The sequence below is a fragment of the Lachnospira pectinoschiza genome, from assembly GCF_020564355.1.
GTDB classification, from domain to species: Bacteria; Bacillota; Clostridia; order Lachnospirales; family Lachnospiraceae; genus Lachnospira; species Lachnospira intestinalis.
Genome location: NZ_JAJCRR010000003.1, coordinates 371,197 through 393,171, shown reverse-complemented (window position 1 = coordinate 393,171; position 21,975 = coordinate 371,197). Strand labels below are relative to the sequence as shown.

The window sequence follows — 21,975 nt, the reverse complement described above, 5'->3', positions numbered from 1 at the left end:
TTTGTCTATCGTGATCGTGTATTATCACGCTTGCGACCTTTAACTGTTCTTGCCTGCTCCAACAAATCATCTATCTGTTTGCGACCAAAAACCTTACGGAGCAGGCTGTAATCTTTATTTTCTGCTTTTAGGATTTTGTTTTCTTCGGTCAATCTTTCATTGACTTTCTCCAAACGCTGATTGGTGCGGTATAACTGTGCATTCGCTGTATTCAGCCTATGATAGTTGTCCCACCCCTCAAAGCAGCGGGCAAGCACCGTTTTGACAAGTTGCTTCAATTTCCTTACAACCGGCTCTGCCATTTTGGTTTTATATGCCTTTGCAGTCATAAATTTCTCTGGTTCTGGCAACTGATATTTCGGTGCAGTATCAAGCTCTATTTCAAGATTTGACAGCTCGTCTTTTGCCTTATCATAGTTCAATACTCGTTCCGACAACACATCAAATTCAATCTGTTTCTGCTCGATTTTCGCACCTAATGCCGCCACTTCTTTTTCTCTTTCCTGCTTTTTATAATCCAAAACAGAAAGATGTTTTTCGTGTGTGCCTAAATGTTCCCACTCAATCCCATAACGTTCCATCACCGCCGCAAGCTGTTCTTTTTCGGACTGTATCCATTGCGACCACTCCGTATCGCCACGACTGCCGCCCTTAAAACCTTGCGTTGCAAGAGCCTGCTTTAGTGACACTCTTGTATCAAGTCCACGCTTGCTGCCTGTGGTAAAAGGTACAAAATCTATGTGCAGATGTGGTGTAGCTTCATCCATATGCAGATGAGCCGAGAACACCCGAAGCTGTGGATTTCGCTCCTGAAAACCCTGATAGTATTCATCTAAAATCTGCTTTGCCAGTTCTCCGTTTTCCGTATCGGCGTTCATATTTCCCTTACCGCCCACCTGTAAAATGATTTCGTGGAACGGTTTTTCCTGCTTGGAACTTCGGATTTTTTCATAATAATCTTTTATCTTTCGGTCTGACCTTATCTGCTTGGCATTGTATCTTTCCAATGCTTCATCAAACAATTCGTGATAAACTGTCTTTATATTTTCATTGCAGTAGTCGATATTGAGATGAGTACGAGTTCCGTCTACATTTTCTGCTCGGAACTTTCGGCTATTGTGATTGACCGAGCCTTTACCGACCATTGCACTTATCGTTCTCTGCATTTTTTCATCTCCCATCTGTAAATTTCAACATTCTCAGGTTTTGTTACTTTTGTCAAAAGTAACGCAAAAGCACTTTTGACGGGTACACCCATCAAAAATGCGACCTGTAAACAGGTTTTGCGTTCTCCGAAGGCTCTCCGAGGGGTGAGCGTGTGCCGGTGGCACACACGCCTGCGAACCGACCGAGCCAGCAGGCGAGACCAAAGAGCCGCCTTTGAAAAGGCACTCTCTGCACACTCCCCTAAACTTTATCCGGTGTCAAAGTGTGACGATGGTGACAATGTTTTTCACAGCGTGCTGCTCTCAAAAACATTGACACCTTTGACACCGTTTGTCACGCCGTCTGCTCGGTTTCTTTCCAAAGTGAAACCTTTCTTCCGTCGTGTGTGCGGCTGTTCTGATAACGGATACCGTAATCACGAAACAGCCTGCTTGCGTTGATACTGAGCCTTAAAGAAAGTACATTCGGCTTTATATCCACCGCAAGCCTTTCGCAAAGTTCCGAAGCAGTTCCTTCCCATCTGTCACTTTCCGAAAAGAGCGTATCCGCTATCTTCTCAAGCAGAGGTTCGGGCGGTTCTTTCCACATCTCCGTTTCCGATTTTGCAAAGTTCCACACCAATCGCTCGCTGTCCCTTACAAGATGGATTTTCATATCCTGCTGGTCTCTGCCAGCAACATCAAGTGTGGCATTGTTGGAAGTACGCTTGTCCTTACTGAGAACAAATGCACCGTCTGCCGCACCCATCAGACCATTCGTGCCTGAAATCATATCGAATATATCTTCCGATTTTTGTTTGCGTGTATGATGAACAATAAGCATTGAAACCTTGTAACTGTCTGCCAACGCTTTCAGCCTTGCCACAACATCATAATCACTTGCGTAGCTGTAATCTGCTCCGCCTGCTTCACGCACACGCTTTAAGGTGTCTATGATAATCAAGCCTGTGTCTGGGTGTTCCCTCATAAACCCTCTTATCTGTTCTTCCAGTCCGCCATTGACCGTTTTACATTCCGTTGCGAAATACAGATTGCCTGTCTCCTTTGCACCGAACATCTGAAACAATCGCTTCTGCAAACGTGGGTAATCATCTTCAAGGGCAAAATAAAGCACCGTTGCCTTACGCACCTTATACTCCCAAAGCGGTGTGCCTGTGCTGATATGATAGGCAAGCTGTGCCATCATAAAGCTCTTTCCCACTTTCGGGGAACCTACGAAAAGGTAAGTTCCCCTTTGGAGCAGACCGTCGATAAGTGGTGTCTGAACCTCAAACACCGTATCATACAGCGTTGTCATTGATACTGTTTTCAGATAGGAAGGGTCTAACTGTCTGAGTATTTCCCTTTGCATTTCTTCAAAAGATTGCTCGTACCCCTTGAAATCCGTATCCTGATTGACTATACTATTGTCAGTACATTTGGAAAGTGACTGTTCCGCATCTGTTGCCGCAGATACATTTGGAATAGTCATTTCTTTTTTATTCTCCATTCGCATCCTCTCCTTTCAAACCGCCGAGAATAATGGAAATCAGTTCTATTACACTCAGCAGTTCATCATCCACACCTTTTCCTGCTTCAATCCTTTTCAGTTCCGCAAGGACTGTGGCAAATTCCGTTTTCAACGCCTTATACACTCTCGGATTGCCCTGTACCACCACATCCTGATTTAAGCAACGGCGGTAACAATACTCCTGTTTTGGCAATCCTGATAGAGCTACAGCTCTGTTAATGAGTTCGTTTTCTTCGGGCGATACTCGAAACCCTACTGTGATATTCCTCCAACGATTTTTGTTATCTCTGTTCTTAGCTGACATTTTCAAAATCTCCTTTCCCTAAATCATCTAATTTTTCTGCCATCTCAATCTGCTTTGACGGAAAGAGGTGTGCGTACTGATAAGTAATATCAATACTTTCGTGACCAACTCGGTCAGCAATCGCCACCGCAGAAAAGCCCATATCAATCAAGAGTGAAATGTGGCTGTGACGGAGATCGTGAATGCGGATACGCTTCACGCCTGCCGCCTTTGCCCCTCTGTCCATCTCGTGATGAAGATAGCTTTTCGTCACCGTAAAGATACGGTCTTTCTTCTTCAATCCGTAAAGCATACCGAGATATTCTTTCATTTCCTCACACAGAAACTTCGGCATTTTAATCGTGCGGTTGCTCTTTTTCGTTTTCGGAGAAGTAATCACATCCTGCCCTTTCAAACGCTGATAGGATTTATTGATTGTGACTGTTTCCTTATCAAAGTTGAAATCTGCCGGAGTCAAAGCTAACAGCTCGCCCTCTCGGATACCGCACCAGTAAAGCATTTCAAACGCATAAAAGGAAACAGGCTTGTCCATCATCTCAAAAGAGAATTTCTTGTATTCTTCCTTTGTCCAGAACAGCATTTCCTTGTGTTCCTCACGTCCCATATTTCCCACCTTTGCCGCAGGATTGGAACGCAGTTCATAGTAGCGGACAGCGTGATTGAAAATGGCGGACAACTGATTGTGCAGCGTTTTCAGATACGTCTGTGAATAAGGCTTTTTCTTCTCATCACGATAGGCAAGCATTTCATTCTGCCAAGTAATAATCTCCTTTGTGGAAATCTCGCTGATTTTCAGTTTCCCGAAATACGGAAGTATCTTTGTGCGTATGATATGCTCTTTGGTAAGCCACGTGTTTTCCTTCAAACGGTTCTTCACATCATTGATATAAAGCTCCGTAAAGGCTTCAAAACTCATATCAAGGTCTGAAGAAGTCTGCAATTTGAACATTCTTTCCCATTCCTGTGCTTCTCGTTTGGTAGCAAAGCCACGCTTGCATTTCTGCTTGCGTTCCCCTTTCCAGTTCACATACCTTGCCATCACATACCAAGTACCGTTATCTTCATTCTTAAATACCGGCATTTACATTTCCCCCTTTCCTGCTCCGTAGAGCCTTTCGTAAAAATACTGGCGATTTACACGCCCTGCAATCGTAATAAAGCCCTTTGCTTTCAATTCCTCATTTAATTGTCTGATGAGTTTATATGCATAAGGTTTTGATACGTTTAGTTCCTGAGCCACATCTTCGGCTCGGATAAATCTGTTTTCCATATCCTTTTTCTTCCTTTCTTAAAATAATTTTTTGCTTGCCGCTTTCTCCGTGTTAAAGTTCCAACAGGCACTCCTGCTTGTCGGCAGGCGCTGTGCTGTCCCAATGCACCGCAGTACATCAGGCGCTCGCTCGTATAGGGGTTCCCAAAAAGTCGGAGACTTTTGGGGAAGAGGAGGAGCAGTGCAGCGAATGAGCTTTTGTGCTTGCACACAAGCGAACGATACGGAACTTGCTCCGACGAGGTCTTGGCGGTTTGGCTTTTCGGACGGTCATTCAGTTGTCGCATTAAGCATATTTGTTTAATTCGTAATTTATTTTACTAAACATATTTGCTATTGTCAAGTGGTTGCAAAGAAAATATTAAACATTTTTGTTTCGGTTTTTCTTGACTTCCACTAAACATTTCTGCTATACTTATTTCACTAAATATAAAAGGAGCGTATCATTATGGCTATCAGCGAAAGAATACATTTTTTCAGACTAATGCGTGGTATGACACAAAAGTATCTCGGTACAGCAATCGGTTTTCCAGAAAAGAGTGCTGATGTGCGTTTGGCACAGTACGAAACTGGTACACGCAAACCGAAAGCAGACCTTACAAATGCATTGGCACAGGTGCTTGATGTTTCTCCACAGGCTCTTGATGTTCCTGACATAGACAGCTATATCGGTCTTATGCACACTCTGTTTACCCTTGAAGATATTTACGGTCTTACTGTCAGTGAAGCAGACGGAGAGGTATGCTTAAAGGTCAACAAGGACAAAGGCAGAGAAGCATATGAACTCCTCAAAATGCTGTATGCTTGGAAAGAACAGGCAGACAAGCTATCTTCCGAAGAAATCAACAGAGAAGAATACGATAACTGGCGTTACCATTATCCAGAGTTCGACACCACACAGCGTTGGGCAAAAGTTCCATCACAGGAATTAAGTGACGCTCTCGTGGAAGCATTCAAAGACCACTTGAAAGATAAATAAGCACCTACAGGACCTGCCACTGGCAGCTCCCTACAGATGCTTTGGCAACGACAAAAAAGCCCTTAACTATGGTTATTAACCACAGCTAAGGGCTTAGTTTATAATATGGAATTTGTTCAGAGCCAAGCTCCGAACTTTAGTCTGCAAGCCACCTGTTAATTGTTCCGTTACCCATAAACCACTGGATAACAAGAATAATGGCACTTGCTATGACTGTTATCAATTTGTTATCAAAAGACTAATCGAAATCGCTGAAACCCGCATAAACACTGGCTTTTTTAAGCAACTCGATTTATTCAAACTCAATCGTAGCCGGCGGTTTGCTCGTGCAGTCGTACAGCACTCTGTTTACCCCTTTGACTTCGTTGACAATTCTGTTTGCAACTGTGCTTAAAACGTCCCATGGAATCTGGGCGCAGTCGGCAGTCATGAAATCAGCTGTGCATACGGCACGGAGTGCAACGGCATAATCATAAGTACGCTCATCGCCCATAACACCGACACTGCGCATATTCGTCAGGGCGGCGAAATACTGTCCAAGACCTTCTACTCCTGCCTTAGCGATTTCTTCACGGTAAATGTAATCCGCATCCTGAACGATACGAACCTTATCTGCCGTTACTTCTCCGATAATACGGATACCAAGTCCCGGTCCCGGAAACGGCTGGCGGTAAACCAGATATTCTGGGATTCCTAACTCCAGTCCGGCTTTTCTTACTTCGTCCTTAAACAGCATACGAAGCGGTTCAATGATTTCCTTGAAATCTACATAATCAGGAAGTCCGCCTACATTATGGTGGGACTTAATCGTTGCAGATTTTCCAAGACCGGATTCAATGACATCCGGATAAATCGTTCCCTGTACAAGATAATCGACAGCACCGATTTTCTTTGCTTCTTCTTCAAATACACGGATAAATTCTTCTCCGATAATCTTTCTTTTTGCTTCCGGTTCTGTAACTCCTGCAAGTTTGCTGTAGAAACGTTCCTGTGCATTGACTCTGATAAAATTCAGGTCATATGGACCATCCGGTCCGAATACAGCTTCTACTTCATCACCTTCATTTTTACGTAACAGACCGTGGTCTACGAATACGCAGGTCAGCTGCTTGCCGACTGCTTTTGCAAGCATAACGGCCGCAACAGATGAATCCACACCGCCTGATAACGCACAAAGTACTTTACCGTCACCGACTTTTTCACGAATCTGTGCAATCGTTGTTTCCACGAAAGAATCCATTTTCCAGTCACCGGTACATTTACATACATTAAATAAGAAATTGTGCAACATCTTCTGACCTTCTACGGAATGCATTACTTCCGGATGGAACTGTACCGCATATAACTTCTTTTCTGCATTTTCCATAGCCGCAACAGGACAGTTGCCTGTGTGGCCTGTAATCTTAAAACCCTGCGGTGCTTTTGCGATATAATCCGTATGGCTCATCCATGTTGTTGTCGTTGCAGACACTCCTTCAAAAAGCAGGGAAGACGTATCTACTTCAACATCTGTCTTTCCGTACTCGCTGACCGGTGCTGTCGCAACTTCTCCACCCAGCTTATATGCCATAAGCTGTGAACCGTAACAGATTCCGAGAATCGGCACACCAATTTCAAAAATTGATTTATCATAAGACGGTGAATCCTCCTTATAAACACTGTTTGGACCACCGGTAAAAATAATACCCTTTGGATTTTTAGCTTTAATGTCTTCCAGACTTGTTGTGTATGGAATCACTTCTGCATATACATTACATTCTCTGACACGTCTTGCAATCAACTGATTGTACTGACCGCCAAAATCAAGAACCAACACTAATTCGCTGTTCACTGTTTTCCTCCTTCTTATTGCGCAATCATTTCCTAATTAACAGAAACTTTTACTTTTGCTGCTCATTGTATTATTTCATTATACAAAACAAATCCATACTTGGCAACCGCCAATTCTGCCTTATTCTGCCTGTTTTACTTCACTTTTAAAATCTGATTTTTAAAAAGTCATTTTGTAATCCTCTTTGTCAACTCCCGGCAAATCTACACCTGCGCATTTAATTTTTCAATCACGTCCGGCACCTCGCCTAAATGCTCACACACGCAGTAAGTCAGCGCACGAATTGTATCATCAATCTGAATCGTATCCGGCACATGCACGACTTTCATGCCTGCGGCATGTCCCGCCTTAATGCCGTTAATGCTGTCTTCAATGACAATACACTCCTGTGGCGGCACACCAATTCTATCTGCCGCCGCCAGAAAAATATCCGGTTCGGGTTTGCCGTGTTCCACGCTGTCCCCATAAACCACATTGTCCAGATATTCCCATGCACCAATCGTATGCAGGGTCTTTTCAGCACTTTCCCTGCGGGTAGACGTTGCAACTGCACACTTTATTCCGTTTTCACGGATATAATCCAACAATTCAAACAGTCCCTTTTTTATCGGCAAACCTTCTTTTTCCCGAATTTTATAAATATGCTCCGTTCTGAGTTTTCGTGCTTCCCAATAGTCAATTTTGCCATGGTAATAATTGTCAAAAAACTGACAGCTCAATGTGTTGGGTGCGCCCTTAAAGCTGTCAATCAGCCACATCGGCATTTCAACGCCAAGCTGTTCTGCCGCCCAAAGCCACCCTTCGTTAGACTGGCGCTCCGAATCAATCATCACACCGTCCATATCAAATATTACTCCGCGAATCATCTGTCTTTCCACTCTTTCTCAATCGGCTGTATCGCCACACTACTTTTCATTCCCGAACTACTCCGTCTCCAGATACTTCTTCACATACTGCCCGGTATAGGACTTCTTGACCTTTGCAACTTCCTCCGGTGTACCCTTGGCAATCACTGTGCCGCCGCGGTCGCCGCCTTCCGGTCCCATATCAATGATATAATCAGCCGTCTTAATCACATCAAGATTATGCTCGATTACCACCACTGTATTGCCGCCTTCCGTCAGCTTATGCAAAATGTCAACCAGCTTATGCACATCGGCAAAATGCAGTCCCGTTGTCGGCTCGTCCAAAATATAAATCGTCTTTCCCGTGCTTCGCTTTGAAAGCTCCGTTGCCAGCTTGATACGCTGTGCTTCACCGCCGGAAAGCTCTGTAGACGGCTGTCCCAGTTTGACATAAGACAGTCCGACATCATTGAGTGTTTCGATTTTACGGCGGATACTCGGCACATTGTCAAAGAAGGTAACGGCTTCTTCCACCGTCATATCCAGTACATCGTAAATGTTCTTGCCCTTGTACTTAACCTCCAGCGTTTCCCTGTTGTAACGCTTGCCGTCGCAGACTTCGCAAGGCACATAAACGTCCGGCAGGAAGTGCATTTCAATTTTAATAATACCGTCACCGGAGCAGGCTTCGCAGCGTCCGCCCTTAACATTAAAGCTGAAACGTCCTTTTTTGTATCCGCGTTCCTTAGCATCGGTTGTTGCCGCAAACAAATCACGAATCATATCGAATACCCCGGTATATGTTGCCGGATTAGAACGCGGTGTCCGTCCGATTGGTGACTGGTCAATATCAATGACCTTGTCCAACTGCTCAATTCCGACAATGTCGTCATGCTTTCCTGCAATACATCTTGCACGGTTTAAAGACTTTGCGAGGTGCTTATACAATATCTCGTTGACCAGTGAACTCTTTCCCGAACCGGAAACACCGGTTACGCAGGTCAGCACACCCAACGGAATATCCACGTCTACATTTTTGAGATTGTTTTCTCTTGCGCCCTTGACCGTAATCCAGCCTGTCGGCTTTTTGCGCTCCTTCGGTACAGGAATCTTAATTCTACCGCTTAAATACGCACCTGTCACCGATTCCTTACAGCGCATAATATCCTCAGCCGTTCCGACTGCCACGACATTTCCACCATTCTTACCGGCACCCGGACCGATATCCACAATATAATCGGCGGCACGCATCGTATCTTCATCATGTTCCACCACCAGCACGGAATTTCCCAGATCACGCAAATGCAGGAGTGTCTTTAACAGCTTGTCATTGTCACGCTGGTGCAGTCCGATACTCGGCTCGTCTAAAATATACGCAACACCTACCAGCCCCGAACCAATCTGTGTTGCCAGACGGATTCTCTGCGCTTCTCCACCCGACAGGGTCGCTGTTGCACGGGACAGTGCCAGATAATCCAGTCCGACATCCATTAAGAACTGGATTCGTGCTTTAATTTCCTTTAAAATCTGACTGCCGATTGCAAGCTGTCTTTCCGAAAGCTGCATATTCTGTAAAAACTCCTGCAATTTAACAATCGAAAGATTGGTAATCTCATAAATATTTTTATCCGCAACAGTCACGGCAAGGGAAGACGGCTTTAAACGCTGACCCTTACATGCCTTACACGGTGTAATCTGCATAAATTCTTCATACTGCTGTTTCATTGTATCCGAACCGGTTTCACGGTAACGCTTCTGCATATTGCGGATTAAGCCCTCAAACGCTATATCGTACACACCTTCGCCGCGCTGTCCGCGGTAATGCACCTTTACGGAATGTCCGTTTGTTCCGTGAATAATAATATCGCGGATTTCCTGCGGATAATCCTGAAACGGTGTAGAAAGGCTGAAATGATATTCTTCCGCAAGTGCTTTCATAATCGCTCTTGTAAAACTGCCCTCGTCCGTCACCGACTGCCAGCCCATTGCCACAATCGCACCTTCATCAATGCTTAACCGCTCATCCGGTATCATCAGTCCGACATCAAATTCCATTTTATAGCCCAGTCCGAAACACTCCGGACACGCACCGAACGGATTGTTAAACGAGAAGCTTCTCGGTTCGATTTCTTCAATACTGATTTCACAATCCGGGCAGGCAAAGCTCTGGCTGAAATGCATCGGCTCACCGTCAATGACATCCACTGTCATCAGGCCATCTGCCAGTTTCAGTGTAGTTTCAATCGAATCGGTCAGACGCTTCTGGATTCCTTCCCGCACGGATAAGCGGTCCACTACAATTTCAATATTGTGCTTTTTATTCTTTTCCAGCTTAATCTCATCGGTCAGTTCATACATATTGCCGTCTGCAATTACACGGACATAACCGCTCTTTTTAGCCTGTTCAAACAACTTGACATGTTCACCTTTTCGTCCGCGGACAACCGGCGCCAGAAGCTGGATTTTCGTCCGCTCCGGCAGCTGCATAATCACATCTACCATCTGGTCAACCGTCTGTTTCTTAATCTCCCTGCCACACTTCGGACAATGCGGAATGCCGACTCTTGCATACAGCAGTCGGAAATAATCGTAAATTTCCGTCACCGTACCGACCGTTGAACGCGGATTGCGGTTCGTAGATTTCTGGTCAATGGAAATCGCCGGAGATAAGCCTTCAATACTCTCTACATTTGGTTTTTCCATCTGTCCGAGGAACTGTCTTGCATAAGAAGACAGGGATTCCATATATCTTCGCTGACCTTCCGCATAAATGGTATCGAATGCCAATGAAGACTTTCCCGAACCGGACAGCCCTGTAAGCACAACCAGCTCGTTTCTTGGAATATCGACCGAAATATTATTCAGATTATGTTCATTTGCTCCGCGTATTTTAATAAACTGCCTGAATTTTCCCTTTTCCATTGTTTCCTCCATTTTCTGACAATGTTTTTCCTTTATTTACTATCATCTACTTATTTTCATAAAGATACTGGTTAATCTCTATCATCTTATCACGCAGGGCCGCAGCTTCCTCAAAGTTTAATTCTGCCGCCGCCTTATGCATATTCTTTTCAATTTCTTTCTTTACCTTTTCCAGTTCCTTGACACTCATGGATTCATAATCCTTCTTTAACGTGTCGGACGGTCTGTCATCTGCCTCTGCCGCTCTTGAAATACTGATTAAATCACGCACTGCTTTGCGGATTGTCTGCGGCGTAATCCCGTGTTCTTCATTATATGCCTGCTGAATCTTTCTGCGGCGCTCTGTTTCCCCGATTGCCTTTTCCATAGACTCCGTAATCTTATCCGCATACATGATAACGTGTCCTTCGCTGTTTCGTGCGGCTCGTCCAATCGTCTGTACCAGTGAGGTTTCCGTTCTTAAAAAGCCTTCCTTATCCGCATCAAGAATGGCAACCAGCGAAATTTCCGGAATATCCAGACCTTCTCTTAAAAGGTTAATGCCGACCAGCACATCAAACGCATCCAGGCGCATATCGCGGATAATGCGCTGTCGCTCCAGTGTATCAATATCCGCATGCAGATATTTTACACGGATTCCCAGTTCTTTCAGATAATCCGTTAAATCCTCTGCCATGCGCTTTGTCAGTGTTGTCACAAGAATCTTGTTATGTTTTTCAGTTTCTTTGTGAATCTCCGATACCAGATCGTCAATCTGTCCGTCAATCGGACGCACGCTGATTTCCGGGTCTAACAGACCTGTCGGGCGGATAATCTGCTCGGCAGACAGCAGTTCGTGGTCCCGCTCGTATGCTGCCGGTGTTGCCGATACAAACAGCATCTGCGAAATCTTATTTTCAAATTCTGTAAAATTCAGCGGTCTGTTATCCTTCGCAGACGGTAGACGGAAGCCGTAATCCACCAGTGTCGACTTTCTGGACTGGTCGCCTGCATACATGCCGCGTATCTGTGGAATCGTGATATGCGACTCATCGACAATAATTAAAAAATCATCCGGAAAGTAGTCCATCAGTGTATACGGCGGCACCCCTGCCGGAAGTCCCGCAAGATGTCTGGAATAATTCTCAATACCCGAACAAAATCCCGTTTCCTGCATCATCTCAATATCAAAATTCGTCCGTTCCGCAATCCGCTGTGCCTCAATCAGCTTATCTTCACTTTTAAAGAACTTTACACGCTCCTCTAACTCCGCTTTGATATTCACAATCGCCTGTTCCATTTTTTCTTTCTCAACAACATAATGGGAGTTTGGGAAAATGGCAATATGGTCTAATTCCAGCTTGACCTCACCTGTCAGTGAATCAATCTGTGCAATCCGGTCTACTTCATCCCCGAAAAACTCCACACGGACCGCGTCGCCGCTGGATGCTGACGGATACACCTCCAAAACGTCCCCGCGCACACGGAATGTACCACGCTTAAAATCCGTATCGCTTCTGACATACTGAATGTCAATCAGCTTGCGGATTACGTCGTCCCTATCCTTTTCCATGCCCGGTCTTAACGAAATCACCATGTTCTGATAATCCACCGGCGCACCTAAACCGTAAATGCACGAAACCGAAGCTACAATAATCACATCCCGCCGCTCTGACAGTGCGGCAGTTGCCGAATGGCGCAGTTTATCAATCTCATCATTAATTGCCGAATCCTTTGCAATATACGTATCACTGGACGGCACATAAGCTTCCGGCTGATAGTAGTCATAATAGGAAACAAAGTACTCTACTGCATTTTCCGGGAAAAACTCCTTCATCTCCCCGTACAGCTGTGCCGCCAGTGTCTTATTATGCGAAATAATCAGTGTCGGCTTCTGCACCCGCTCAATAATATTTGCCATTGTAAATGTCTTGCCCGAACCGGTAACGCCCACCAGCGTTTCAAACTGGTTTCCCTCCTCAAAACCCTTCGCCAGCTTCTCGATTGCCTGCGGCTGGTCGCCGGTCGGCTGATATTCTGATACTAATTTAAAACGCTCCATAACCTCTATCCTCTACTTTCAACACTGCGGCTTCTTTTCTAACTGGATTATACCACACCCATTTTTTAATGTACAGCATTTTCAAACATTTGTTCTATTTTTATTTTCTTTCTATTATAAATGTACTTCATTTAATTATTTCAACATAGGCCACACTTTATACGAATCCGTTTCATCTTCATTTTATCCCGGTTTCTTTCGGCACACATTTCATCTCCACCCGCATATCATAATAAAAACAAGCTCAAGGATTTTCCTATGTACATTTTCTTCGGCATTTTCATCCTGATATGTATTTTTTTTGCGGTCTTTTTTCACCGGCGCAGAAAACGGATTATCCAAAAAATCCGCAATATGAGCCCCTGTGCACAGAAAAAGCTGCTTGACGAACTGATGCAGCCGTTTGGATTTCTCTCCTGCCCACAGCAGAATATTATCACATCCGATATTGATTCGTGGCAGCGCACCTTTGGCTATACACGCCTTTTTGACTACTCAGCACCACATTTTAAAATGGTATTTGACTGCGAACCGGTTTATTTTGACTATGATAACAGAACATGGCTGATTGAATTCTGGAAAGGTCAGTACGGTATCAGCTGCGGTGCCGAAATCGGCATCTACCGTGCCGATACAATTTTGTCACCGGACCGGCTTACCAATGCCCGCTTTGAAAGCATTTCCAATTCCCTCATGCTGCCGCTGTCCATGCAGCTTTTTTATCAAGGCAGACCACTGTTTTGCATCGGACAGACCCACTGGTGGCTGACGGGCTTCCGTCCGGGATTTTTTGCCTATCCGCAGGATTTGTCACTGCGCATTTCCATCACCTTTTTAGACCGTGAAATGGCGGACAGCTTCGCCGATGCACTGATTGCCAAAGGGTACTGCCCTTACGATATTGAACTGTGCAGTGCTTCCGTTGCCTTTACCTTCGGCATACCGCACAGCTTCCAGCCGCGCTGTAAACGTCCGTTTGTTACGCACATGGCACAGCGCGTAAACCGCATTTATTGTCGTATTTTTAATAAAATCACACGACCTTTTGCCGACTGTTATGAACAGATTCTATATCTGTACTTTTATCTGCCGTTTGCCTTCCGCCGCCTGCTGCGGATGAAACGCCACAAAACGCAGAAATTCCACCGATGCCGGAGGTGACCTGTCTATGAGTGCCAATTCACGTATTACAAATGCCTATGAAAACGCTTTCTGCCTGCCCTTAAATCCTTCGTCAAAATATGTACTGTTTAGTGACTGCCACCGCGGAACAGGCAGAAGCAATGATAATTTCCTGAAAAATGAATATCTCTATCTTGCTGCCTTAAAATACTACTTTTCCCACGGCTTTACTTATATTGAACTGGGTGACGGCGATGAACTTTGGGAAAACCGCTCCATGTGCCCGATTCGCGAAATGCATGCCCAAAGTTTTGAACTGCTCTCCCGCTTTTATGCGAAACACCGGTTTTACGCCGTCTACGGTAACCACGATATTACCAAACGCAGTGCCCACTTTAGCGGACGTTGTTTTTCTTCGTGCTTCTGCTGGCAGGAGCAGTGTGAAATCCCGCTGTTTCCCGAAATTACATTTTATCCCGGAATTATTTTAAAAGACTGCGCCAAAAGAAAAGACCTCTTTTTACTGCACGGACATCAAAGTGATTTGTTAAACAGCACCTTCTGGCGGCTTTCACGGTTTCTTGTCCGCTATGTATGGCGTCCTTTGGAATCCCTTGGAATCCCTGATCCAACCAGTGCCGCCAAAAACCACACAAAGAAAAATACTACGGAAAAGAAGCTGTCCGCATGGGCAAAACAGCACGAACTGATTCTGATTGCCGGTCACACCCACCGCCCCGTTATCGGAAACCGTACCTCTCCGTACTGCAACACCGGAAGCTGTGTATCCCCCGCCGGCATTACTGCGATTGAAATCGAAAACCGTTGTATGACACTTATCAAATGGTCACAGGGCACACGCAGCGATATGTGTCTTCAGGTCTTACGTGAACCGCTCGGCAGCCCGCTGTGCATTGACGATTTTTTGTAATAATTAAAGCCCCTGCAGCAGTCCGGGTTCTTTGTACCGCTCTCCAAAAGATTAGATTTTTACGTCTAACCTTTGGAACCGGTACAATTTACCATGTCTGCCAAAGGGGCTTATTCTTTATCTACTATATATTCATTTTATTTATTTTGTACAGGTTGAAAATTCATATCTATTTCTGCATTTCCTCCATCAGATATTCAACCGCTGTATTCCACTGAGCGTCCTCATTTTCATCTGTTCCCTGTTCTACCGTAATATCCGGTGTCACACCCTGTCCATGGATATTCTGACCGTTTGGTGTGTAATATTTTGCCGTTGTCAGTTTTATGGCACTTCCGTCCGTCAACGGCTTAATCGTCTGAACGATTCCTTTTCCAAAGGTCTGTGTTCCGATAATTTCACCCTTGTCGTAATCCTGCATGGCACCTGCAAAAATTTCCGAAGCACTGGCACTGTTGCCGTTGACTAAAACTGCTATCGGTATATCCAGTTCATGACCGTCTGTCCCCTTATACTCTGTCCTTTTGCCGCTTTTGTTTTCTGTATACACAATCAGCCCATCCGGAAGTGTATAATCCAGCATTTTGACAACCGTATCCAGCACACCACCCGGATTATCCCGCAAATCAATCACAAGTCCCTGCATGCCTGCATCTTCCAACGCCTGCAACGCATCCTTGTACTGCTGCGTCGTAACATCGTCAAATTCCGAAATTGACAAATATCCAATCTGATTTTCCCGCATTTCATATTTTACGGTCTGGGTATGAATTTCATCCCGCACCACATCAACGGAAAAAGCTGTTTCATCACGGATTGCATCCAAATGGACACTGGTTCCCTTGTCACCTTTTATCAACGCCACCGCACTGCTTAAATCCATGTCCGTAATATCAGTTCCGTCCACCGTTGTAATTTTATCGCCATTGCGAAGTCCCGCCGCATAAGCCGGTGCGTCTTCATACGCGTCAATCACCAGCACTGCACCGTCATCACTTTTCTGGCAGACCGCGCCGATACCATAAAACTTTCCGGTTGTGGATTCCACCAGACTCTGATATTCATCCGGTGTATAATAAACCGTATATTTATCACCGTAAGATGCCAGATACGCCTTGTAAATCATCTCTTTTGCCGTGTCCGTATCCACATCTTCCATGTAGAACAAATCCATTAAAGAATCCATTGCATTCAGCTTTGCTTCTACCTCGCTGCCAATGCCTTCATCTTCTGTCGTTGCTGTATCCTGCACATAAATTTCACCATTTACGCCTATATGGACAAATCCTTTGTGATAAAAAACGTTTAAAAGAACAACACCTGCCAGTATGGCAATTGACAAACCGGCTATCACACCGAATATCAGACCTCTGCCAAATCCGCTCTTTTTCACCGTCTGCTGATTTTCTTCTAACTCATTCATGCGCTGTCTAAATCCTTCCTGCTGTTTTTACGGCTTCCTTCCTTATAAATATGCTGTTCTGCAGCTATATATCTTCACCTATGCCGTTCTTTATAAGTAATTTTCTTTACAAATACGACTGTGGATTCACATACGTTCCATTCTTAATCATTGCAAAATGCAGATGGACACCATTTGAATTTCCTGTTGTTCCCATCAATCCAATGGTCTGTCCCTGCGTTACGGTATCACCGACCGAAACCTTCAAAGCCGAACAATGCATATAAACCGTACTGAATCCGTTTCCATGGTCAATCGTAATATAATTGCCCGCAGTTGCACTATATTTTGCAATAATAACAGTTCCTGATGCTGAAGCATAAATCGGATCACCGGCAACACCAACACTGACTGCACCGATATCCAGTCCCTTATGCGGCGAACTTCGATCCTCCGTATCACCAAACGGCGATGTAATACGCTTTGAAACCGTTGGCCAGATAAATCCACTGCTTGACGGTGTTGAACTGTTTCCGCTGTTACTGCTGCTATTACTGTTACTATTGCTATTCTGTCCCGAGCTGCTGTTTTGATTCTTCTTTTCTTTCTCGGCTTTTTTTGCTGCCGCATCTTCCTGCTGCTTCTTCGCTACAAGATTTAAGATTTCATTCTCCTGCTCCTGCATCTCTTTTTCAAGCTGCGCCTTTGTCGATGCTGTCTGTGTCGTCTGTGTTGACAGCGCCGCAAGTTCCTGTTCCTTTGCCTGCTGTACCAGAGCCAGCGCTGACTTCTGATCTTCAAGTGAAATCTTCATCATATCCAGTTCCGCATAATCGCTTTCCAAATTCTGTTTTGTCTGCTCAATATACTGAATCGTTTCTTCATACTCCTGAAGCTTCTGTCTGTCATACTCTGAAATTTTTGTAATATAATCCGCTTTATTTAACAAATCCGCAAGACTCGATGAAGACAGTAAAATGTCCAGATATGTATCTTCATTTCTCTCATACATAAACTGGATTCTTAATTTCATCGAATCATACTGCACATCTGCATCAATTTCAGCCTGTTCCAGATTGACCCTGGCTTCTTCTATCTGATTCTGCATATCCTCAATCTGCGTATTCAGTGACTGCAGACTGCTATCCAGCGTTGACATTTTTCCGTCCAGCTGTTCGATATAACTTTTCGTATCCGCAGATTCCTGTTGGAGCTGTTCCAGCTGTTTTTTCGTATCTTCATACTGACTGCTTAACTGGTCCTGCTTATCTTTTGCCTGATTCAAATCTGTTACTGTATCCCCAAATGCGCGGATTCCGTTTCCAAACGGCGCATTGACATAAATGACCAGCATAAACAGAATAAGAACTACGGAAATCCCTCTTTTTATTCGCCTATGTGCCATACTTTCCTCCATTCTTAAGCGACTATGCCCATCAGGGTATATGTTTCGCCCCAAAAACGAAAGGTGCCACGCAAGAGTCATCTCGTGGCTTTCCTGCGACAGCACCTTGTTGTTCATTAAACGTTTGCGTGCTTCCGTACAGCAAAGAAACTGCCCAGTGCACCAATTCCAATACCCAGCGCGATTGCAACCGGTGTAAGAATCCGGAATACTTCTGATACCGGGAGAAATGCCAGAATGTTATTCAAAATTGAGAATTTATTCAAAACATATGCAATAACATTCTGATACATATAACGGAAAATCACAATCGGAATAATCGCACCGATGATACCAATTGCAATACCCTCTACGAAGAACGGTGCATTAACAAACGCATCCGTTGCTCCGATAAATTTCATAATCGAAATTTCCTCTTTACGGACTGTAATACCAATGACAATCGTATTGGTAATCAGGAAGATGGAAACTGCGAGCAGAATTATAATCACTGCAATTGCCACATATCCAACCAGCTTTGCCGCACTTGACAGACCGCTCGCTGTTGCTTCGGAACGGTTGACCTGACGCACGCCGTCCAGATTTTCAAGATATGTAACCAGCGTTCCCTGCATTCCCGCATCACTTAAATAAACTTCATAGGATGCCGAATTAATCAGCGGATTATCCTTAAAGCCTTCCGCAAGATCCGGATATGCTGCAAAATATTCTGACTTAAAGTTATTCCATGCTTCTTCAGCCGATGTATAATGAACGCTTGAAACCTCTACACGGTTGCTGATTGTATCACCCAGCTTCTTAATCTCTGTATCCGAAAGTCCTTCATCAAAGAACACCGTAACACAGACTTCATTTTCAGCTTTCTTTACCATATACTCAAAATTCATCATAATAGAATAAAAAACGCCAAACAAAAATACACACGCTGTAATGGTGGCAATTGAAGCCAGGGAAAACAGCCTGTTTCTATAAATATTTTTGAAACCCTGTTTCAAATGATAAAATATTGACCTAATCTTCATAGAAATATCCACCTTTTTCCAAATCGCTGATTATTTTACCTTCACTCATGGTAATTGTTCTCTTTTTCATCTGCTGTACAATTTCCATATTGTGTGTTACCACAAGCACCGTTGTTCCCTGCTTATTTGCCTGATTTAAAATCTTCATGATTTCGGCCGAATTAGCAGGATCCAGATTACCGGTCGGTTCATCGCACAGTAAAATCGCCGGACGATTCACTAACGCTCTGGCAATCGCAACTCTCTGCTGTTCACCACCGGATAATTCATTCGGATATGCCTTATACTTGTCCAGCAGACCAACCATGGAAAGCATGGACAATACACGGCTTTTAACCTGTCTTGTCGGTGCTTCAATGACCTGCTGTGCAAATGCAATATTTTCAAATACATTTCTGTCCGGTAACAGACGGAAATCCTGAAAAACAACACCGATATCCCTTCTTAAATAAGGCAGCTTCTTTCTTGTAATTTTATTCAGATATTTTTTATTAACATAAATCTTTCCTGTTGTCGGGTCTAATTCCTTTAACAACAGCTTAATGAGTGTAGACTTACCAGAACCACTCTTACCTACTATAAATACAAACTCACCCTTCTGGACATGCAGATTAATCCCGTTCAACGCCGGGACACCAGAAGAATACGTCTTTGTAACATCCTCTAAGATTATCATCCGTAATCTCCTCCATTAAAATGTATCAATACTTTCCATATACTTCATATATTTTACAACCATCAGCGCAATTTTAAATGTAATCGCATCATCAAATATACGCAGATCCAGTCCTGTACTCTTTTGCAGCTTATCCAGACGATACACCAGTGTATTCCGGTGGATATAAAGCTGTCTGGACGTTTCTGAAACATTCAGGCTGTTTTCAAAAAACTTATTGATGGTTGACAGTGTTTCTTCGTCAAATTCATCCGGCGATTTGCCATCAAAAATTTCCTTAATAAACATCTGGCACAGCGGCATCGGCAGCTGATAAATCAGGCGTCCGATTCCAAGGCGGTTGTATGCCACCACATTCTTGTCGCTGTAGAAAATCTTTCCGACATCCAGTGCCATCTTCGCTTCCTTATAAGAACGCGAAACTTCACGGATATCATTGACTATCGTACCGTATGCAATATGTGCAGCACTCATCGCTTCCGTATTAAGCATATCAATAATAACCTCTGCGGTCTTATCCAGCTCATCGTAAGTTTCCGTACCTTTGACTTCCTTTACGAGAATGATATTTTTCTCATCGACCGCCGTGATAAAGTCACGCACTTTTCCCGCAAACAATGTACGCACTGTTTCCAGCGCACTCGTATCCTTTTCATGTTTTGTTTCAATAATATATACGACACGTTTCACATCTGTTTCAATATGAAGCTTTTCAGCTCTTGTATACATATCTACCCTCAGCAGGTTATCCAGCAATAAATTCTTAATGAAATTATCTTTGTCAAACCGCTCCTTATATGCCACAAACAGATTCTGAATCTGAAATGCTGCAAGCTTTCCGAGCATATACACATCGTCGCTTGTTCCTTTTGCTAAAAGAATATATTCTAAATTCTGGTCATCTAATACCTTGAAAAACTGATATCCATTCACTACCTGGCTTTCTGCCGGAGAGTCCATAAATGCAATCGCATCTGCAATGCAGTTTTGCGCATCCTCAAATGTTTTCGCTGCCACTTTACCATCAGCATCTATTACACAGAAATCAACTCTTGATATAGCCTTCAATCCATCAACTGTCGTTTGTAAAATCTGATTCGATATCATCCCAAACTTCCTTTCCTTTGATTTTAGCTAGTTCTTTTACTATTGTAATGCAATTTGCCAAAAAAAAAAAGAGGAAATGCACAATTTCTATACATTTCCTCAAAAATTTCATGAATTTTAGATTTACATTACGATTCTTGGAACCATTTCTACAGATTTCATATTACGTAACTTATTCAAATTAGTGAGTAATAACCTGTTCTGTTTCCTTATCGAATACGTGAAGTCTTGCAATATCCATCGCAAACTTAACTGTATCACCAGGACGAGCTGTTGTACGAGGATTAACCTTTGCTGTACATGTTGTCTGTGCAATATCATAGTGAAGGTTAACTTCTGCACCGAGAAGTTCATATACCTTAACCTGAGCTTCAAATGTATGATCAGCATGAGCTGCAACAAACTCTTCATCATCCTTGATATCTTCTGGACGGATACCAACTACTACAGTCTTACCAACATAGCTCTTAAGCTTTTCGCTCTTTTCAGCCGGAAGTGTAATAGATACTGTATCGCTCATCTTTAATGTTACCTGTGAACCGCTCTGAACAACTTCAGCATCAATTAAGTTCATCTGAGGTGATCCGATGAAACCAGCAACGAAAAGGTTGTTTGGTGTGTTGTAAAGGTTGCTTGGTGTATCTACCTGCTGGATGATACCATCCTTTAATACAACGATTCTTGTACCAAGTGTCATAGCTTCTGTCTGGTCATGTGTTACATAGATGATTGTTGTTTCAAGTCTCTGATGAAGCTTAGAGATTTCGACACGCATCTGAACTCTTAACTTTGCATCAAGGTTTGAAAGAGGTTCATCCATAAGGAATACCTTAGGGCTACGAACGATTGCACGACCCATGGCAACACGCTGTCTCTGACCACCTGAAAGAGCCTTTGGCTTACGATCAAGTAAATGTTCAATATCAAGAATCTTAGCAGCTTCATGAACAGCCTTATCGATATCAGCCTTTGGTACTTTTCTTAACTTCAGACCGAATGCCATGTTATCATATACTGTCATATGTGGATAAAGAGCATAGTTCTGGAATACCATCGCGATATCTCTATCCTTAGGTTCTACATCATTTACTAACTTATCACCAATCCATAATTCACCTGAACTGATTTCTTCAAGACCAGCGATCATACGAAGAGTTGTAGACTTACCACAACCTGAAGGTCCTACGAAGATGATGAATTCCTTATCAGCGATTTCAAGATTAAAATCCTTTACGGCAACAAAACCGTTCGGATATACTTTACAAACATTTTTAAGTGATAAACTTGCCATTTTAAAATATCCTCCTAAATAAATGACGCCTTTCGCTTTCGCATCTTGCCCGCGTCTGTTGTTGTTATAAATAATACAATAATCAGCCGATAATTACCATATTGTATTTCAACAAATATCTGCGGATATTTTCGTCAAATTTACTATAGAC

The 21,975-nt window shown here is 43.6% G+C and carries 18 protein-coding genes; 3 read left to right on the top strand and 15 right to left on the bottom strand.

Annotated elements, in window-relative coordinates; all coding sequences use genetic code 11:
* Window positions 1-5: 5 nt before the first annotated feature.
* The 5 genes from LI288_RS07955 to LI288_RS07935 all read right to left on the bottom strand — a co-directional run bounded on the left by LI288_RS07955 (window position 6) and on the right by LI288_RS07935 (window position 4,250).
* Window positions 6-1,145 (bottom strand): plasmid recombination protein, encoded by a 1,140-nt coding sequence (locus LI288_RS07955; RefSeq protein ID WP_019190307.1) that lies wholly within the window; start codon window positions 1,143-1,145, stop codon window positions 6-8.
* Window positions 1,146-1,500: 355 nt separating this feature from the next.
* The gene (locus tag LI288_RS07950) at window positions 1,501-2,655 is read right to left on the bottom strand and encodes an AAA family ATPase (RefSeq protein ID WP_009247525.1); all 1,155 of its coding nucleotides are present in this window, start codon (window positions 2,653-2,655) and stop codon (window positions 1,501-1,503) included.
* Complete coding sequence (locus LI288_RS07945; RefSeq protein WP_009247526.1) at window positions 2,645-2,980, bottom strand: plasmid mobilization protein; 336 nt, start codon at window positions 2,978-2,980, stop codon at window positions 2,645-2,647. Before LI288_RS07945 ends, LI288_RS07950 begins: the two co-directional genes overlap by 11 nt.
* Window positions 2,970-4,061, bottom strand: a complete 1,092-nt coding sequence (locus LI288_RS07940; protein WP_009247527.1) for a site-specific integrase — start codon at window positions 4,059-4,061, stop codon at window positions 2,970-2,972. Before LI288_RS07940 ends, LI288_RS07945 begins: the two co-directional genes overlap by 11 nt.
* Window positions 4,062-4,250 carry a transcriptional regulator gene (locus LI288_RS07935; protein WP_009247528.1) on the bottom strand — a complete coding sequence of 63 codons (189 nt, stop codon included), beginning with the start codon at window positions 4,248-4,250 and terminating at the stop codon, window positions 4,062-4,064.
* A 448-nt stretch (window positions 4,251-4,698) separates the two neighbouring features.
* Here LI288_RS07935 and LI288_RS07930 point away from each other — a divergent pair, with 448 nt between their 5' ends.
* On the top strand, window positions 4,699-5,229 hold the full coding sequence (locus tag LI288_RS07930) for a helix-turn-helix domain-containing protein (RefSeq protein ID WP_009247529.1): 531 nt from the start codon (window positions 4,699-4,701) through the stop codon (window positions 5,227-5,229).
* 292 nt (window positions 5,230-5,521) lie between these two features.
* On the opposite strand, the gene guaA is transcribed toward LI288_RS07930, so the two are convergent.
* From guaA to uvrB, 4 genes are all read right to left on the bottom strand, one after another.
* A complete protein-coding gene (guaA, locus tag LI288_RS07925) occupies window positions 5,522-7,060 on the bottom strand; it encodes a glutamine-hydrolyzing GMP synthase (protein WP_022432577.1) in 1,539 nt (512 codons plus the stop codon).
* A 203-nt stretch (window positions 7,061-7,263) separates the two neighbouring features.
* On the bottom strand, window positions 7,264-7,926 hold the full coding sequence (locus LI288_RS07920; protein WP_227090015.1) for an HAD family hydrolase: 663 nt from the start codon (window positions 7,924-7,926) through the stop codon (window positions 7,264-7,266).
* Window positions 7,927-7,983: 57 nt separating this feature from the next.
* Window positions 7,984-10,827 carry an excinuclease ABC subunit UvrA gene (gene uvrA, locus LI288_RS07915; protein WP_227090014.1) on the bottom strand — a complete coding sequence of 948 codons (2,844 nt, stop codon included), beginning with the start codon at window positions 10,825-10,827 and terminating at the stop codon, window positions 7,984-7,986.
* A 46-nt stretch (window positions 10,828-10,873) separates the two neighbouring features.
* Window positions 10,874-12,868: an excinuclease ABC subunit UvrB gene (uvrB, locus tag LI288_RS07910; protein WP_227090013.1), complete on the bottom strand. Its 1,995-nt coding sequence runs from the start codon at window positions 12,866-12,868 to the stop codon at window positions 10,874-10,876.
* Window positions 12,869-13,222: 354 nt separating this feature from the next.
* Between uvrB and LI288_RS07905 the strand changes: the two genes are divergently transcribed.
* Window positions 13,223-14,029 (top strand): DUF4474 domain-containing protein, encoded by an 807-nt coding sequence (locus tag LI288_RS07905; RefSeq protein WP_227090012.1) that lies wholly within the window; start codon window positions 13,223-13,225, stop codon window positions 14,027-14,029.
* A gap of 7 nt (window positions 14,030-14,036) precedes the next feature.
* Window positions 14,037-14,921, top strand: coding sequence for a metallophosphoesterase (locus tag LI288_RS07900; RefSeq protein ID WP_227090011.1), 885 nt, complete (start codon window positions 14,037-14,039; stop codon window positions 14,919-14,921).
* A 169-nt stretch (window positions 14,922-15,090) separates the two neighbouring features.
* Here LI288_RS07900 and LI288_RS07895 read toward each other — a convergent pair whose 3' ends face one another.
* From LI288_RS07895 to LI288_RS07870, 6 genes are all read right to left on the bottom strand, one after another.
* Complete coding sequence (locus LI288_RS07895; RefSeq protein WP_227090010.1) at window positions 15,091-16,344, bottom strand: S41 family peptidase; 1,254 nt, start codon at window positions 16,342-16,344, stop codon at window positions 15,091-15,093.
* A gap of 106 nt (window positions 16,345-16,450) precedes the next feature.
* The gene (locus LI288_RS07890; RefSeq protein WP_227090009.1) at window positions 16,451-17,728 is read right to left on the bottom strand and encodes a murein hydrolase activator EnvC family protein; all 1,278 of its coding nucleotides are present in this window, start codon (window positions 17,726-17,728) and stop codon (window positions 16,451-16,453) included.
* A gap of 116 nt (window positions 17,729-17,844) precedes the next feature.
* Entirely contained in the window at window positions 17,845-18,750 is a 906-nt protein-coding gene (gene ftsX, locus LI288_RS07885; RefSeq protein ID WP_022432569.1) for a permease-like cell division protein FtsX, read from the bottom strand.
* A complete protein-coding gene (gene ftsE / locus LI288_RS07880) occupies window positions 18,740-19,426 on the bottom strand; it encodes a cell division ATP-binding protein FtsE (RefSeq protein WP_022432568.1) in 687 nt (228 codons plus the stop codon). Before ftsE ends, ftsX begins: the two co-directional genes overlap by 11 nt.
* Window positions 19,427-19,441: 15 nt before the next feature.
* The gene (locus LI288_RS07875) at window positions 19,442-20,533 is read right to left on the bottom strand and encodes a PucR family transcriptional regulator (protein ID WP_022432567.1); all 1,092 of its coding nucleotides are present in this window, start codon (window positions 20,531-20,533) and stop codon (window positions 19,442-19,444) included.
* 181 nt (window positions 20,534-20,714) lie between these two features.
* Window positions 20,715-21,824, bottom strand: a complete 1,110-nt coding sequence (locus LI288_RS07870; protein WP_022432566.1) for an ABC transporter ATP-binding protein — start codon at window positions 21,822-21,824, stop codon at window positions 20,715-20,717.
* Between the last annotated feature and the right edge of the window lie 151 nt (window positions 21,825-21,975).

What these genes read in the sequence shown, in the direction of transcription:
- ftsX (WP_022432569.1), bottom strand. Translation starts at nt 18,750, where the DNA reads ATGAAGATTAGGTCAATATTTTATCATTTGAAACAGGGTTTCAAAAAT.
- LI288_RS07900 (WP_227090011.1), top strand. Translation starts at nt 14,037, where the DNA reads ATGAGTGCCAATTCACGTATTACAAATGCCTATGAAAACGCTTTCTGC.
- LI288_RS07870 (WP_022432566.1), bottom strand. Translation starts at nt 21,824, where the DNA reads ATGGCAAGTTTATCACTTAAAAATGTTTGTAAAGTATATCCGAACGGT.
- LI288_RS07890 (WP_227090009.1), bottom strand. Translation starts at nt 17,728, where the DNA reads ATGGCACATAGGCGAATAAAAAGAGGGATTTCCGTAGTTCTTATTCTG.
- ftsE (WP_022432568.1), bottom strand. Translation starts at nt 19,426, where the DNA reads ATGATAATCTTAGAGGATGTTACAAAGACGTATTCTTCTGGTGTCCCG.
- LI288_RS07945 (WP_009247526.1), bottom strand. Translation starts at nt 2,980, where the DNA reads ATGTCAGCTAAGAACAGAGATAACAAAAATCGTTGGAGGAATATCACA.
- LI288_RS07940 (WP_009247527.1), bottom strand. Translation starts at nt 4,061, where the DNA reads ATGCCGGTATTTAAGAATGAAGATAACGGTACTTGGTATGTGATGGCA.
- uvrA (WP_227090014.1), bottom strand. Translation starts at nt 10,827, where the DNA reads ATGGAAAAGGGAAAATTCAGGCAGTTTATTAAAATACGCGGAGCAAAT.
- LI288_RS07950 (WP_009247525.1), bottom strand. Translation starts at nt 2,655, where the DNA reads ATGGAGAATAAAAAAGAAATGACTATTCCAAATGTATCTGCGGCAACA.
- LI288_RS07895 (WP_227090010.1), bottom strand. Translation starts at nt 16,344, where the DNA reads ATGAATGAGTTAGAAGAAAATCAGCAGACGGTGAAAAAGAGCGGATTT.
- LI288_RS07905 (WP_227090012.1), top strand. Translation starts at nt 13,223, where the DNA reads ATGAGCCCCTGTGCACAGAAAAAGCTGCTTGACGAACTGATGCAGCCG.
- LI288_RS07930 (WP_009247529.1), top strand. Translation starts at nt 4,699, where the DNA reads ATGGCTATCAGCGAAAGAATACATTTTTTCAGACTAATGCGTGGTATG.
- LI288_RS07920 (WP_227090015.1), bottom strand. Translation starts at nt 7,926, where the DNA reads ATGATTCGCGGAGTAATATTTGATATGGACGGTGTGATGATTGATTCG.
- LI288_RS07955 (WP_019190307.1), bottom strand. Translation starts at nt 1,145, where the DNA reads ATGGTCGGTAAAGGCTCGGTCAATCACAATAGCCGAAAGTTCCGAGCA.
- LI288_RS07875 (WP_022432567.1), bottom strand. Translation starts at nt 20,533, where the DNA reads ATGATATCGAATCAGATTTTACAAACGACAGTTGATGGATTGAAGGCT.
- uvrB (WP_227090013.1), bottom strand. Translation starts at nt 12,868, where the DNA reads ATGGAGCGTTTTAAATTAGTATCAGAATATCAGCCGACCGGCGACCAG.
- LI288_RS07935 (WP_009247528.1), bottom strand. Translation starts at nt 4,250, where the DNA reads ATGGAAAACAGATTTATCCGAGCCGAAGATGTGGCTCAGGAACTAAAC.